At 45.4% G+C, this 16092-nt stretch carries 11 protein-coding genes; 5 read left to right on the top strand and 6 right to left on the bottom strand.

All coding sequences use genetic code 11. The features are described 5' to 3' along the window. The first annotated feature begins 866 nt into the window (after nt 1-866). The gene (locus QUA99_RS13190; protein ID WP_333237148.1) at nt 867-1541 is read left to right on the top strand and encodes an Npun_F0813 family protein; all 675 of its coding nucleotides are present in this window, start codon (nt 867-869) and stop codon (nt 1539-1541) included. A gap of 18 nt (nt 1542-1559) precedes the next feature. Here QUA99_RS13190 and QUA99_RS13195 read toward each other — a convergent pair whose 3' ends face one another. Beyond that, entirely contained in the window at nt 1560-1799 is a 240-nt protein-coding gene (locus tag QUA99_RS13195) for a hypothetical protein (protein WP_333237150.1), read from the bottom strand. Between the two features lie 290 nt (nt 1800-2089). Between QUA99_RS13195 and QUA99_RS13200 the strand changes: the two genes are divergently transcribed. Beyond that, complete coding sequence (locus QUA99_RS13200; RefSeq protein WP_333237152.1) at nt 2090-3154, top strand: hypothetical protein; 1065 nt, start codon at nt 2090-2092, stop codon at nt 3152-3154. A gap of 157 nt (nt 3155-3311) precedes the next feature. Further along, entirely contained in the window at nt 3312-4313 is a 1002-nt protein-coding gene (locus QUA99_RS13205; protein WP_333237155.1) for a hypothetical protein, read from the top strand. A 16-nt stretch (nt 4314-4329) separates the two neighbouring features. Here the strand turns inward: QUA99_RS13205 and QUA99_RS13210 are convergent, their stop codons facing one another. Beyond that, nucleotides 4330-4605, bottom strand: coding sequence for a LapA family protein (locus QUA99_RS13210; RefSeq protein ID WP_333237157.1), 276 nt, complete (start codon nt 4603-4605; stop codon nt 4330-4332). A 475-nt stretch (nt 4606-5080) separates the two neighbouring features. After that, nucleotides 5081-6514, bottom strand: a complete 1434-nt coding sequence (locus QUA99_RS13215) for a phosphoglucomutase/phosphomannomutase family protein (RefSeq protein ID WP_333237159.1) — start codon at nt 6512-6514, stop codon at nt 5081-5083. A gap of 857 nt (nt 6515-7371) precedes the next feature. On the opposite strand from QUA99_RS13215, the gene QUA99_RS13220 reads away from it, so the two are divergent. Then, nucleotides 7372-8466, top strand: coding sequence for a hypothetical protein (locus QUA99_RS13220; RefSeq protein ID WP_333237162.1), 1095 nt, complete (start codon nt 7372-7374; stop codon nt 8464-8466). Between the two features lie 63 nt (nt 8467-8529). Here the strand turns inward: QUA99_RS13220 and QUA99_RS13225 are convergent, their stop codons facing one another. From QUA99_RS13225 to QUA99_RS13235, 3 genes are all read right to left on the bottom strand, one after another. After that, on the bottom strand, nt 8530-8922 hold the full coding sequence (locus QUA99_RS13225) for a DUF423 domain-containing protein (protein ID WP_333237164.1): 393 nt from the start codon (nt 8920-8922) through the stop codon (nt 8530-8532). A 371-nt stretch (nt 8923-9293) separates the two neighbouring features. Continuing rightward, nucleotides 9294-14975 (bottom strand): VWD domain-containing protein, encoded by a 5682-nt coding sequence (locus tag QUA99_RS13230; RefSeq protein WP_333237165.1) that lies wholly within the window; start codon nt 14973-14975, stop codon nt 9294-9296. 461 nt (nt 14976-15436) lie between these two features. Beyond that, nucleotides 15437-15754 (bottom strand): hypothetical protein, encoded by a 318-nt coding sequence (locus QUA99_RS13235; RefSeq protein WP_333237167.1) that lies wholly within the window; start codon nt 15752-15754, stop codon nt 15437-15439. 52 nt (nt 15755-15806) lie between these two features. Between QUA99_RS13235 and QUA99_RS13240 the strand changes: the two genes are divergently transcribed. Further along, the gene (locus tag QUA99_RS13240; RefSeq protein ID WP_333237171.1) at nt 15807-15980 is read left to right on the top strand and encodes a hypothetical protein; all 174 of its coding nucleotides are present in this window, start codon (nt 15807-15809) and stop codon (nt 15978-15980) included. The last annotated feature ends 112 nt before the right edge of the window (nt 15981-16092 follow it).

The following is a 16092-nucleotide window of genomic DNA, read 5'->3' on the forward strand; positions in this document are numbered from 1 at the left end:
GCAGAAATCGGTTTGAGGTACGAAAATACGGGGTCGAGCGCGATGGGTCGGGGAAAAAAACCAAGGTGATGAGAGAGCCTGTTCCTTCAAGACTGTATCTCACAAAAGCAGGAGGCACTCACCTGAAAACAGCATAGTTGTAAATTTACAATCCAAACTAGGTAGGACGTGAACTCGGGTAAAGTATTTAGAGGTGGAGTTGAAACCCAAATATTTGGTCGATGGGATATCTTCAGAAATTAAGTCCGCGCTCAGACACGACAAGAGTCACAGGTGCTTTTTCGGAGATACCTATTGATTATGTTAATATTCGATAGTGCCAAAGCCTAAAACGCTGACCGCATAACCGAACAACCAGAGATTGCCCCCTGATTTTAGGCATGAGTTGAGCCACAATGACTAATTAGCTGATATTCAGTTATGTTTGCTAATATTCTGCTCGACTTGATATTTGAGAAAAATGTGGTAGAACTAGGATTGAAAGACTCAGGTGAAAATCCCTGATGGTAAGAAGCCTATCTATCAGCTTCCTCTACGGCATCAAAGCAAAACAGTCAATCGCCCGCTCGGCAAGAGCGCGAAAATCAAGCGTTGCCAGTACAGCAGTCGTAAATTGTGCGCGGGGGATTTTCCTTCGTGCATTGATTTATACGCCCAGGCTGAGAGACTATCTCAGCTCAGATATTTGTTAGCATTTGTTAGCAAAAAAGTATCGAAACGCTTGATGAGAGAACCATCTCTGGGTGATCGGGAGCAATCCTGCTAATTTAAGTGGACTCGCTGAATCAAGAATCCCCTCGCCTTTAGGCATGGGGAGTGTCAAAAGCACAGCACCTCGGCCATGACAGGAGTCAAATCGCAGTGTCATGTTTATTCTGAAACGGCAGGATGTTGAAATAACCAATTTTCAACACCCAAAACGGGATCAACAAATTCCCATTCTCAATTATCAGGGGCAGACTTTTCGCCTGATCAGCGCCTTCAACGGCAAGCAAGCAGAAGACGCCAGAGCCTTGTGGCGGGACTTAACCGACAACCGAGGTAAAGCGTGCGTTCTGCTAGAAGAGCCGGATAGATATAGCGTCTGGGGAAAAGTCCGTTTAGACCAGCTTGCGGGTGAAGAACCGGCAAGTAATGAAGCAGCCAAGGCACCGCTGTTCGCGCAGGGTTGTCTGCTGCTTCTCCAAGCAGTTTACTTCGATGTAGAGGACCTTTTAGGCGCAAGGCAAGCCACATCGTTTCAGAAAGATATCGCCAAGGTATTTCAGCAGGGAAACTTCCCCCAGGCAGACTCCCCTGATGCGATCAAAAATTGGCTGACCGTTAGTCCCTTGCAAAATCATAAGGTGCCTCCTTGGCAAGAGCAGCATCTCAAGACCTTATTGCAAGAACTCCACCGTTTGGGCAAATCATATTTTGGCAATACGGACTTCGCTGAGGGAGTAAGCGATGTGCTGCAAGATATGTCAGCACCGGATCGGAATCAGTTTCTAGATTGGCTGAAACAATCAGCCCTCAACAAATTGTGGAGCGCAGGATAGAAAATCTTTGACAATTGCTCAGACAATTGGGCTGAGATAATTGAGCTTAGATAACTGCACTGTAGGGGGTACGGGATATACAGGTTGGATTGCCAACTTGTATTGACCAACCAAATTGTTGATTCGGTTTGGATGCCATCTATGGTCGGGCAACTTAACTGAATTTCGATCGCACTCCCCAACCACAATCATTGATGTGAGTCGGGGAGTGCGAAAGCAAAAAAACAGATACAGCAACATTTGAGGGTATAATTTCATAGATAGATTTGGTACTGTAAAAGCCTTAATGGTGGAACACATACCGTATTTCTATCATTATATTTCCGGGCAAAAGATCGACTAACGACTAATTCCTTGAATTAGTAAATAGATATTTGTCTTGCTTAGTCTTTCTAGAGTGTACGAGGGCAAAAGTCCCGACAACACGCTGAGGACGCCAGTTGTTCCGGGAGCGTCAGACAAAGGTTTTTTGGCGAAAGAATCCTCATCTACAATCAAAAATTGAGATGGGGTGCGTTCAACCGCTAGTTAGGTCTCGTGGAATCCCTATGAGTAGCACTTCAGAAAAGTCATCTACATCTCCATCTTTACTGTCAGCTCAGACCCTAGTGATTGCGGGTATTGTCTGGGCTGTAATGGCGCTGCTGTTCTTTTTGCTGTTCAGCGTCCCCCTCTCAGCAGAAGAGGGTTTACCGCTTTGGTACTCGATCGGCACTTATATTTTTGAATGCGGAGCATTCTTGGGAGCGGCTTTAGTCTGTTTTAGAAACTGGCAAAGCCCGCACATGGTCAGCGGGCGCAACGTCTGGCTGGGCATTGGTCTGGGGATGCTGTTCTATTTCATCGCCAACGTGCTGTTCGGGATTTGGGAACTCTATTTCGGGTTAGACCCGGACGTGTCTCCAGCAGATGCGTTTTATCTGGGCAGCTATGTGGTACTGATCGGGGGCATGGTTCTAGCTGTGACTTCCAAGCGCCTGAATCTAGAAATTTGGCAGTGGGGTTTGTTAGCGGGAATTGCAGCCTTCGGGATTGCTGTAGCTATCTGGGTGGCTGCACCTGACTCTTGGAGGGCGCAGCTAGGAATGGCTCCGGCAGCCACCCAGGAAGTAGTGACAGAATCTGCACCAGCAACCGCTGCCAACGGAAAAGCGCCTGCTTTGGACGCGTCCAAGTTACAGGCAAAAGGAGCAGCAGCTATTGATGCTAAATCCGCACCCGAAGAAGAAGAAGCAGAAGCAGAAGCAACTACAGCTCCGGCATGGGTGATGGCACTGGACAAGCAACTCTCGCCTCACAAAAATGCAATCAATTTGTTTTACATCGTCGGGGACGTTTTTCTGCTGATTATTGCTACTGCACTGCTGCTGGCGTTTTGGGGAGGACGTTTTTCCCAATCTTGGAGGATGATTGCGGCTGCAACTTTTTCGCTTTACATCGCAGATATGTACTTTAAATGGCGCGATACTCAGGCTGAGGGTACTTATCAAAGCGGCAGTTTGCTGGAAGTCTTTTTTGTTTTCAGCGGCATCCTGTTCGCGATTGGAGCTATCTTGGAACATGACATCTCAACCCGTTCTCGCCAGAGCAGGCGCACTCGTCGCGCCGCGTAGCGATTGGAGATTAGGGTTGCTTCGGCAAGTGATGGGGACGCGAAAGCTTTTTTACTCTTGTCGGCATCTCTCAAATTTATTAAATCGAAAAAGAAAAATCACAGTTCGCTGACCGCTAGCCTGCGTCTTTTCACGTCTTTTTGCTGGAAAACTTGGCATGACGCCTACAAAACTCTCCGATTCAGACAAACGGGAACTCCTCAGGCTGTACCGACAGTCGGACGAAAATACTATCACTCTGGCAAAGCGCTACGGAGTGAGCAGTTCGACTGTGAGGCGCATCCTTCAGGGCGCTTTGTCGGAGCCGGAATACGAATTTCTAGTCCACCAAAAACAAAAGCGTTTGTCCGATCGCAGCAGTGTTTCTAAACCGACAGAGGCTACTGCTGAGTCGTCGGAAGCCGATCGCGAAACCGATCCTGTAGCTGTCCCCCTGTCTGAGTCAGTCCCAGCCTCCCAGTCAGCCTCAAATTCGAGGCCGACGATCCGAAAGCGTTCTGCATCGGCCGCTGAACCAATGGGAGAACTCGAAACTCCAGGAACTGTAGAGTCGGATTTGGATGTTTCTGATTTGCCAGAAGCCCAAGCAGCCAATCTTGCCGATCGCAGCCACCGCGCTGTTGTGACTGGTGAACTAAAGGCAATGCTGCCACCCAAAGGGCTGCTGGCAGGTGAAGATTTTAGCGATTTCGATGGGGATGACGATGACGGTGAAGACGATTTAGATGACGACTTCGACGAAGATTTAGAGGATGAAGACTCTCTGTTTGAAGGCGGTATGCTGGGATCGATATCGTCGGGCGAGTCGATCCTCTTCGAGGGCTTCGCTAACGAGCTTCGGGGTACAGGACTGATTCAAGTTTTGCCTTTAAGCGAAGCATCTGTACCCAAAATTTGTTATTTGGTGGTCGATCGGGCAGCGGAGTTAATCACCAGACCTCTAAAAGCTTTTGGCGAACTGGGTCAAATTCCGCCTGCGGAAATTCGCGAGAAAACCCTGGCAGTATTTGACAATCACCGAGTGGCCCGCAGATTTGCTACTCGCAATCAAAGAGTTTTCAAGATTCCTGACGGTAGGCTGCTGCAAAAAGCCGCGCCTTACTTGCTAGCCAAGGGAATTACTCGGCTGCTGATTGACGGTCAAGTGTATTCAATCTAAGGATTCAGCAATTAAGTTAATATTCTGCGGTGTTAGAGTCTTCTGAATTTGTCTGAAATTTAGGACGCGAGTTTGGGGAATCTGAAAGGTTCCACAGAGGTTGCAGCAGCGCACCGCCAATGAGTCCTGCACTAATGCTCATGGCCAATACTACTCCTACGGGTATTTGTATCGATTTAAAGAAGATAAAGTTTAAGGATACTGGGGTGGCGTTCTGCACTGAGATAATGCCGATCGCGCTTGCTAAAATTGCTACTAAAAAACTAATGGCGAGCAGAGGAATTGTTTTCATAAACGGGTTGACAGGCTAATAATTTAACTTATATACTTGTTTTATTATTGAAATATATGTAAAATTTTTATTTTGGCAAACACCCCATTATTTAATAATATACAAGATGATCCGGATAAAAGTCAAGTAGATTCGGAAAAGATTTAGGAAATTTTAAAATTAATTAAAAATTAAAAATAAATAGATAAATTTACAAATCCCAAACTTTAACAAATCCCAGTGTATTGCAAATACAGCATATTCCAGGTTTATGGAGTGTAGGGACACGGCACGGCGCCGTGTCCCTACGGGAATCGAACGATAGGCGGGTGTACTTCATAAACCTGGAATCTGCTGTATATAAATCGCTGACCAGTATCGATGATTAATGTTCAGAGGCTTTGAAAGAGTTATCAAAAATACGTAAGGTGCGCCGAAGCGCACCTCACAATCCCAAGCGCTAGGGGAAAAACCCCCCGTTGGAATAGGTAGAAATTTAAACAGGTTCTAACTGGGAAATTACCTTTTCCATGTGTTGGGCAACTTGGCTTTCTTTTTCCACAGAATTTGTTTCCAGGTAAACGCGCATCAAAGGTTCGGTTCCCGAAGGCCGCAGCAGTACCCAGCCACCGTCTTCAAGATAAAGTTTAATCCCGTCTTTGCGGCCGATTTCCTTAACGCCGATACCTGCTACTTCCGTCGGGGGATTCTTGGTAAAAGATTCCAAAACTGCAGCTTTGTGGGCTTCTTCTAGGTGCAAGTCCAAACGTTTGTTGTACAGGGGGCCGTCGGCTTCTTTAATGGCTTCTTCGACTAACTGAGAAAGCGGTTTGCCTTCATAGGCTATCGCCTCAGCAACTAGCATATCAGCCAAAATCCCGTCTTTTTCGGGGATGTGACCCAAAACGCTCAAACCGCCAGACTCTTCGCCACCGATGAGCACCGCAGTTTCCCGCATTTTTTCGCCGATGTATTTAAAACCGACTGCGGTTTCGTAGATTGTTAAACCGTACTTGGCGGCTAAATTGTCCAGTAAATGAGTAGTTGCGACTGTACGGACGATCGCCCCAGTCAAGCCTTTATTCTTCACCAAGTGACGCGCCAGCAGCAACAGGACGGTATTTGGAGTCAAGACATTTCCCAACTCGTCAACAATACCAAAACGATCGCTGTCGCCATCGGTAGCCAAACCCAAATCCGCCGAATCCTTCTTAACAGCTTCCACCAACTCAACTAACTGTTCCCCCTTGGGTTCGGGCATTCCGCCGCCAAACAGCACGTCGCGGTAGGTGTGAAAACTTTCGACATCGCAGCCGCAGTGTTCCAAAACGCCGTCGAGATAGCCGCGAGAAGTCGAATAAAGGGCGTCGTACTTCACCTTCAACTTAGCAGAGCGAATCCGCTCCACATCTATCAAAGTATAAAGAAACTTCAGATATTCGGGTTTCGGGTCAAAAGTCGAAATTTTATCGTTGTGACTGCCTTTGGCTGGGGCATCAGAAGCACCAGCAATATTTGCCACAATTGTATCGGTAATTTCCGGGGTTGCCGGGCCGGCGTAGTCGGGGATGTATTTGATGCCGCAGTAAGGTGCGGGATTGTGCGAAGCCGTGAACATCAGAGCTCCTGCGGAGTTTAAATGCTTGGCGCTGTAGGCGATGACTGGTGTCGGGCAATCTCGATCGACCACTTTCACAGTCCATCCCAAATCTGCCAATACTTCCGCCGAGGTGCGGGCGAACTCGTCTGCCAGAAAGCGGGTATCGTAGGAGACTAGAACTGGGCGGTCTTTGGTGTAAGCGGTTTCTAGGTAACTGGCGATCGCCCGAGTGACTTTTCGCACGTTGGCAAAAGTAAAGTCATGGGCAATCAGTCCCCGCCACCCATCGGTTCCGAACTTGATTTCTGTTGAATTGCTGCTGGCGCTCATTTTATCCACTTCCTCTCGTCCTATTAATCCTACCCGAAGGCATAGCCTTAAAGAGCTAGTGGCCGTGCTGTTTTTGAGGAGCGATCGCCCGTGGGGCCCAATCAACCCCTTCTTATCGCTATGGGGGCAAGCTCTCTCTGCAGGAGGAGGACTCGAACCAGCCGGAGTTGATAATCTTGAAAAGCGATCGGGCGAGCCTATCTAGATTCCGGTTTTGAAAGGTGGTTTGGCAATTAATAAACGCTTAAATAAACGCTTATCAATTGCGGGCGATTGGAAAAGCTAAAAAAAGCTAAAAAACCGCGATGGCATGGCATTAACGAAACGCACACAAATTTTATTCTAATCTTAAATTTAATTATTTATTGATAAAAGCAGCTTTTTTTATTTATGACGGTTTCCTAACAACCGCAAGGCTAAAAAGAAAATTTTCATTTATCTAGGGAAATAAATTAATCCAAATCACCGCTCGCTGGTGCTTTAGCATAGGTTATTTGAGAAACTAGGGCGAATGACAAAAGCGATATAAAACAAAGATAAAATATTTCAAAGAGCAATTTTTTTGAAACACAATTGACTTGAAGCCGGAAAATTTAAGAAAAATTAAATTTATTTTCTGCGGTTTTGACAGGAAAAAATACGGTGGCGATTCACAGGGTGATGGTGTCCTAGAGCACAATAAATAACCTTATTAAGGCATATCTTATAAAAAATGCAGGCAGTACAGCCAAATGACCTATAGTTTTAAGCACAATGGCCGATGACTGTCAGGGTAAAAAGGCAGAAAACTGTAGTTAGCAACGTTAAAAATTAAGGGAGTGAATCGAGTGCGACTTCATAAAAAAACGAGGTTTGTCATGACGGGTATTTCACAAATATCTTCAAAGTATTTACCAGCAGCAGACGAACTTCCACAGGGCGACAGTCTGGCGTCGCAAGGTATTAGCGGATCGGACATTCACAAACTCCCAGACGCTAAAGGCGCCAACGTTTCTTCCTTAGCAGTTAGCTGGGCAAAAAAATATTACAGTACAGTGGCGGCACGAGAAAACCAAGCCCCGCGACAAATTCCCCCAAGCCCAGAGTCAACCAACTTTGAGGGAAATCGAGCCAAAATAGTTGACAAATTGAAAGATAACCTGAAATTAGCCAGCGAGATAGCTTGGAGTAGAGTAGAAGCTGTTTTAGGGGAACAAATAGAACGGCACGGGATCGATCCGATCTTAATTAATCCTTTAGAAATTGCCGCCAACACTCGCGCGTTATATCTAAAAGCAATAGACGCTTATGCGGATAGAGAATCTGTTTTCCGCTTGTCCGTGTTGGTGGGAAAAGATCTTATCCAAATGAGGCGGAAATACTCAGAGACAGATCCGTTAGCACTGGGATTTGTGGCGGTGGAGTTTCAATACACTAGCAAAATCTTGTTAGGATGTCTTTCAAAGTTAGAGCGATCGCAATTTGCACCATACTTAAAAGTTTTAGAGGACTATGTGCACATTCCCTACGGAGAGATTAACGAAGCTGCGGCGAATCAGCCCCCGAATTCAAGAGCTCTATTAGCCGTTCAGCATTTGTTGCAGCACACGACTCAGATTGCTGGTGCAGTTTACGATCGGGCTAGTTCCCAGCATCAAGGATACCGCAGCAGGAGCGGTTATTTGAGCGATCGGGAGGTAAAAATTTCTGGTATCCGGGATGTCGAGATTTTTCAAAGCTATTTGTGCTGGTGCGTTTTGGAAGGTAGCATTCACCCGGTACAGCAAGAATTGTTTCCAATTTGCGTGATGTTGTACCCCAAACTTCATGTAAGTTGGGAGTTAGTGCAGGATATGCTGCTGATTTTGTTTTGGGAAATCTCCGATCGGCTTCCTGATGAAGATTTAATGGTATTTTTACCTTACTTGCGTACTTTGACAGAGATGTTTTCCAGCGATGTGTTTGATAATTAGGTAATTGGTAATTGGTAATGGGGCATGGGGAATGGGGCATTGGGCATTGGTAATTGCCAATCTCTATTTGAAACTCCAAGCTGCAACTGTCAAACATCCCCAACCGACAATATAAGCAACTCCCCCCAGTGGCGTAATTGCACCCAGCCATTTGATGTCAGTCAAACTCAGCGCGTACAAACTCCCTGAAAAGACGATCGTGCCGGCAATAAAAGCCCATCCAGCCACTGCAAAAAAGGTTTGAGACTCTTGGGCGCGGCTCAAGAGTAAAGCGACGAGTAATAGTGCTAGGGCGTGATACATTTGATAGCGTGCGCCGGTCTCAAAAATTGCTAAAGCCCGATCGGTCAATTGATTTTTCAAAGCGTGGGAGGCAAAAGCACCGCTTGCAACGGATAAACCTCCGAAGAGGGCTGCGGCTGTGAGGAAGATTCGGGTTAAGATTAGTGATGACATAATTTAATGATAATTGAATTTTATTTTATTTAATTTTACGGTTGGGTGGGGATTGTCGATCGGGTTATTGGTGGGTGGGGGCGGGTTTATCAAGATTATCTGTGGGTGGCATAATCGATCGGTTAACCCGCCCTTACAAATTAATCCTAATATTGTACAGGCCTGTAGGGGCGGGTTCGCCTAAATCTTTGACACCCACCAACAAATTATCTAAACCCGCCCCCACCCAACCCAGAAATCAAGAATTAATTCAACAGGAGTTACGCAAAGAAACCGGGTTTCTTAGAAAAATCTCTGATTCTCAACTAAATATCTATGAAGAAACCCGGTTTCTAGCCTCGTGTGCGTAAGTGGGTGACAGAATTGATCGGTTAACCTGCCCCTAAAAAGTTGAAATAATTACTGCTTAAACTCAAATTTGAACCTCCTTGAAGAATGCCAATTAATTCATTTTGAGCCGCCTTGCGATAAATTGCCGTATCAGTTTGATTAACTTGCGAGAAAGGAACTAACAGATAATCATCGGCTGTACCCTGCAATTGGATACTATCTTCACTAGCATTAAAGTCAGTAATCAGCGCGTAGTCGCTATCTAGGTTATCGTAGTAAGTGTTATTGACATCTTCCAAAACGAAAATATCGCTACCACTTCCACCAGTTAAAGTGTCAATTTCCTCAATTCCGGGGTTAATAGCATTGATGTCAACTCCGGTGAGGATATCGTTACCGTTGTCGCCTTTAAGCACGTCATTACCAAGTCCACCAAAAAGGCTATCATTTCCATCTCCACCGATGAGAATATCTTGCCCTTTTTCACCGTCTAAGTAGTCATCATTAAGATTTCCTGATAACACATCTTGACCTGAATTGCCAAAGATTTTATCATTTCCTTGGCGGCCGGAAATAGTATCATCTTCCTGGGTTCCATTGATAATATCATCTTGAACCGTGCCTTGCAAGCCATTATTCGGGTTAGCAAAACCGAAACCTCGGCTACCAAAAACGGCATAACTTTTGCCGGGAGAATCTTGAAATAAACTGCCAGGTGCGCCAATAATTATATCGTCAATGCCGTCGCCGTTAATATCTCCCCCACCGCTGACAGCAGTGCCAACTAAACCATCGGTTTCTACTCCATTTAAAACTAAGGCATTCTTACCGTTAGCTTCTGCTAAGCTGAAATTAGCTGGAAATTCCTTGCTTCCAAAAACAATAAATGTTTTCCCAGCATTATTTTTATCGTCAGAGTTAGCGCTGGAGGCTCCTATTAATAAGTCATCAAACCCATCTTTGTTGATATCTCCGGCATAGCTAACGGCGTTTCCGGCTGAGCCTTCGGCATCGAAACCGAAGATTGTAAAGCCGTTATTGCCGTTCAATTCAGCCGGATTGAGGATGACAGGAAATGCCTCTTTTTTGCCAAAAATTACGTAGGTTTTGCCTGCGTTAATTTGGTCGCCAACTGTTGCACCGGGAGAGCCAATTACGATGTCTTTATTGCCGTCACCGTTGATATCTCCTGTGGCGGTGAGGGCGATTCCAGAACGTTCTTCGGCATTGAGACCGACGATGACAAATCCGGTAGTTCCATTTAATTCTGGGACGTTAATGCTGCCAGAAAATCCTCCTTGCTGACCGAATATAACGTAAGTTTTGCCTGCATTAATGCCGCCGTTGGTAGTACCACCATCTGCACCAATTACAAGGTCGGGGATGCCGTCGCCGTTGATATCGCCGCTGCTGGCAGTACCGCTAGAATTGCCGTCAATGCCGTTAATTACAAAGCCGTTGTTGTTGTTAATTTCAGCTAGGTTGAAGTTAGGAGAAAAACCTGTGGTGCGGCCGTAGATGACGTAGCTTTTACCGGGTGTGCCACCGAGGGGGCCGGGTGCGCTGATGAGTACGTCGTCAATGCGATCGCCATTAATATCGCTAATGCCAGTCGCAAAGAGGCCGGCGTAGTCAAAGGTGTTGGTTCCTGTCACGGCAAAACCGTTATTCCCGTTCAAATTAGCCAGGTTGAAATTAGCAGGAAATCCTTGGTTTGTGCCGAAGACAATGTAAGTTTTTCCGGCATTATTTTGACCGTTGACAGCGGCACCGAAGGCACCAATAATAAAGTCTTTGATGCCGTCGCCGTTGATATCGCCGGCACTGCTGACTGTGCCGCCGCTGAAACCTTCGGCATCGGTGCCGTTGAGGGTGAAACCATTTTGTCCGTTGAGTTGGGAAAGATTGACGCTGGCGGGGAATTTTTGAGTGCCAAAGATGACTTGACTTTTGCCTGCGGCGTTGACGTTATTGGGGTCGGCACCGAACGATCCGACAATGATATCGTCAATTTTGTCGCCGTTGATATCTCCAGTTTTGCTGACAGCAACTCCTGAGAAATTACCTGCTTCTGTGCCGTTGAGAACGAAGCCGTTATTGCCGGAAAGGTCGTCAAGTTTGAGGCTGTTGATGTTGATATTAACGGTGGCGGCTTGTATTTGTTTGCCGTCTGTTAGGAGGTAGTTAAATTTATCGGTGCCGGTGAAGTCTGGGGGTGGGGTGTAGGTGAGTTTGTCGTCGCTTTGATCGTCTGGGGTGTTGTTGTTGTCGAGGGTAATCGTGCCGCCGGCAACTGATTTTGTGTTGAATTCTTTGATGGAGAGGGGGTCTTTGGCGGTGGTATCGTTGGCTAGGATATCTATTGTTGTGGCTGTGTTGACGGTGGTGGTGGTAAAGTCGCTGTTGGCGGTGAATGGGGATGCGATCGCAAGTACGCTATCTGGATCGGGTGCGTTGAGTGCTTCCTCAAGAATGTCAGGATCGAAGTCAGTGAGTACGAGGTCGATGATAGCAGCTTCGCGGGTGGTGGGATTTTTGATGCGATCGCCTATTAGTTGTTCGGCTTTTGCAACATCGGCGGGGGTTAAGTCGGAGATTTTAACTTTCTGGCGGGGGTAATTTTGCAGGGTAAAGGTGTTAGTATTTTCACCTGGTTGGTAGTCGAATAAGGATTCAGCTTGATTGACTCGCCAGCTATCGGCATATTCGCCGTAAAGTTGCTGTTGGGAAACTGGTTCAGGAATTACAGTTCCGTCGGGTTTTGCTAAGTCATCTTTGGGGTTTTTGTTGAAGTTGCCGAGTAGTCCTTTGACTTTGCCTTCGCGTTCATCTTTTAAGTAAACCTCGACATTGACGCGACTTCCTACCTTTGCAACTAATTGATCGCCTGTAGGATAAACAACGGTATAGGTGTTCCCTTCACGATAGATGCGGCCGTCTCCAATGGCAAGTGCATCATCGTTGGCAATTTGGGTTGGTTGGCCATCAATTAAAAGTCCTTGACCTTTGTAAATCCCTATGCGTTTTCCACCCAAAACTGTTGCTACGGCAGTGTTATCGGCGACGTTGCTGCGGGGGTTGTTGTTAATAGGTTGTTGCCGGACTTGGATTTTTAGGTCGCCAGTTGTTGATTCAATTAAAGTGAATTCTCCGGCAGCTTGGAAGTCGTGATATTGTTTGTCGATGGTGACGATGCGGGGATCGTTGTAGGTTTTGCCTCCATTTTTGGGGGGGTTAGGTTTCCCGTCATCATCGATGATAGTGCCTGTTGCCTCAGAAGAGTCTGTGCCTTTACAGTCAGCAAAGAGTTTACCAGATGGATCTTTTACAGTTACAGTAAAAGTCTCATTGTCCTCTGGTGTTGTATCTCCAGTCACGGGAATTTTAATTTCACCACTGGTTTGACCTGTTGCAATTGTGACTGAGCCATTACCTTTAGGTGAGCTATAGGATAGGGTGACTGCCTCTTTTGGTACATCGCGTAGTGTTACTGGGAAAACTAGATCCTTAGTGCCGCTATTCCCTTCCTCTATGCTTGCGTCTGAGACTGAGACAGGTAAGTTGTAAGGGATTTCGTATTCTTTCTCGATAATTAGGTTCTTTGTACCCTCAGATTGAGAGTTATCATCCTGTTCAGTTCCACCAATTTCAGAGGTTTTAATTGTCTTAATCTTACGAGACTCAAGAGTTGGATCGCTAGGCAGAAAAGGGATAGGATCGGGGTCGCTACCCACTAAAGTAAATGGCGGACTTGCAAGACCACCTTCGGGTAGTTTTACTGATAAAGCAGGTCCAAATGAATCTTCAAAAAATTTTGTTCCTACGGCAGTAATACTGCCACCTACTTGAAGTGCTTTACCCTCTATTGAGCCTTGAAGTACAACACCAATATCATTTTTAACTTCACCAACTAGCTCATACTTAACTTTCACTTTCATCACTCCACATCCGTCAGATGGGGCTGTAATTTCAAACGAATCTGCTAGAGATTTTACTTGACTCTGTTTTCCTCCATCTACTAATCCCTCGTCCACGGAAACTGTAACGTTTATTTTCTCAGGGTTAAATGAAAAATCTTGTTGTAGAGCTAGACCTGCATTAGCTTGAATGTCTAAAATATCACCACTCAGGGCAATATTATATCTATCATTGTTAGCAATTTTTTTCGCTTCCTCAGCTTGTGTTTTGGCGGCATCTGCGTCGTTTCTAGCTTGTTCAGATATTTGTCTTAATCTTTCAGATTCTTGTAAAGCTAACTGCTGTCCTTGAGCAGGTATAGTTCTTAAAACATCCAACTGTACTTGGAGGTCTTCTTTTGCTTTATTAGCTCTCTCTTGAGCTTTTTGTGCTTTTCCTTCTTCTTCTCCTGAATTCGGATACTTGACTGAAAAACCAAGACCTTCTAGGTTTATACCAGCAGGGACAAGCGCTGTTTGTAGCGCAAGATAGGCGGGAATTTTGGAAAGGATTATTTTGTCTATATCAAATCCAAAGTTTAATACGTTTTCCGATCTGCCTGTTGCAGCAATAGCTGGCAATTGACCAGTAGCTTCCGGTGGTTTTCCAGGGCTTAGTGATTTGATTTCAGGAGGTTTAGCACTAATTGTACCACCTAAAAAATCAAAATTTATCTGACCCGCCAAAAAGCTTTGTACGTCTAGTTTTAATTCTGCTTTGCCTATATTGTTAGTTGCATCTATTCCAGCTACCCTTATAGGTTCTTGAAATGGTCTTTTAACCTCAATATTTTTGAACTTTGCCTCGCCTACATTTAGTTCAAACTTGAAACCTGCATTGGGTATTTCAAATGCTTTTGAACCACCATCACCAATACCGTTAAATAATGCTCCATTAACTTGAGGACTGCCGAATTTAAGGGGGAAGCTCTGGTTGGCGCTGAGGTTATTTGGTGACTCTACGCTGATATTCACTGGATAAGAAAACTTCGCTTCTCCATAATTGCCCGGAGTTATAAATAATTCACTTTTTATGGTCGATTGAAGTCCGAACTCATATTTTACAAAACCATTGTCAAAATTTTGTTGTATTGGTTCTGCGGGAATTTTATCATCAATTAAAGTAATTGGTGGAATTTCGGCACTGGGATTATCAGTCCAATTTTTAATTTCTCCCGCAAAGAAGCCTAGATTATCTGATTGGCTTCTCTGCTCGATCGCCTTCAATTCCCCATCCAAAACAACGATCGCCGAATCATCCTCACCCTTCAACGCCGCCAATTCCCCCTGACTCAACGCCTTACCTTGAACTAAATCCGAAAAAATCTCCCCCTCATCCCCGATCGCATCTACACTATTAATCTGCGAATCAACAAAATGCCCAAACTCTTCCAGCAAAACACCCGCAACAGCCGTAACATTCCCCGCATTTTTGGCAAGGAATTCCCGCGACAGATAAATCTTCCCAGTCGCAGCGGCAAACGCACCCAAAGCACCATTAATCTCTGCTTCGGAACGAATCTCAATCTCTGGAAAATTGCTAAAATCTCCCTGGGCCCAAGCTGATGCTAACTTGACAGCTTTCTCAACATCAAAGCTGTTGCCGAATGCTTCCTGCATCTTGGCCAGAAAATCTGGACTTGTCGCAAAACTGCTGAGGAAATTCTGCCCGATCGCACTTTCCATTCTCAAAGTACCATCCTCCACCGAATTCACACCCGCATCCACTTCTGTACCGAAAAACTCATCATCTGTTAGCCCTTTCATGATCCAATCTCCTCAAAAAAACTAATTGTTGCCAAAAAACACAAAGAGCCGGATAAGTGACAAATGCGATCGAAGCGATCGCGCTTGCCCTTTCACCAGCCCCGTGAGCATCACACTCATCTCAAGCTAGGTTGTTACCTAATATTTAGTTGTTTTAACAAAGAGACTGTCTGCCCTTTGAGCCGTACAGACTATATCATTGCGGGTACTTTACCCGACGTAAAAATAATCTACACGATTTAATTTAACCTGTCAATACTCCAGTTATCTTTTTTTAGTAAGTTTCATGGTGGGGTGGGGGCGGGTTTATAAAGTTTATCTGTGGGTGACGAAAATCATCGGTAAACCCGCCCATACAAATTTATAGGAATATTTTACCAGACCTCTAGGGGCGGGTTCGCCTAAATCTTTGACACCCATCAACAAATTATAAAAACCCGCCCCCACCCAACCCATCGCACCTATTCCTTTGAATTCCACTCCCGAACATCTTCCTCAGAAATGTGATACCGATAAAAAGTTGAACCCTTCACAGTCACGTGAATTTTACCTTTACCCCTTTCCGCCTTCTCACTCTCAATAGTCACCTTGCCAAACCCTGTTTCTGCCCAAGTTTCACACAAAATCTTCTCAACTCGATTCAAAACCTTATTAATCTGATTCTCTCTGTTTTCTGGCGCTGATGGCATATCTGTTTCCACCTTCTGATTAGACTTCGCTTTGCTGTCGCCCGATCGATCGGCGCGATCGCCTCCTGCATCCTCTGATACAAACCTCATAGCTTTTTACTCCCTAAATTCCAGCCTCTACTTACATTTCGGAAATAGCCCTATGTTTTTACGCATAGTTCCAGCTTTTGTAACAATCATTTACACGATCGCTCCCAGTGTCGCAGACGATGACGCACAGCATCGCACAACAATTAGCAGCGTTGCATCCGCACAATCTCCATCCGCCAGAAACTCCATACTTCTTACCTCCAAAATGGTATTTGCAAAAATTTAATTATTGAATAAATTTTTAACCCGTAACTCAGTGTAAAATCAATAAACATTCAAAACTCACAATTGTGCAGTCACAGGCAGCAGTTGCCAACTTCTGACATGGCGCAGCAAGC

It is taken from the genome of Microcoleus sp. F10-B2 (assembly GCF_036704965.1).
GTDB lineage: Bacteria > Cyanobacteriota > Cyanobacteriia > Cyanobacteriales > Microcoleaceae > Microcoleus.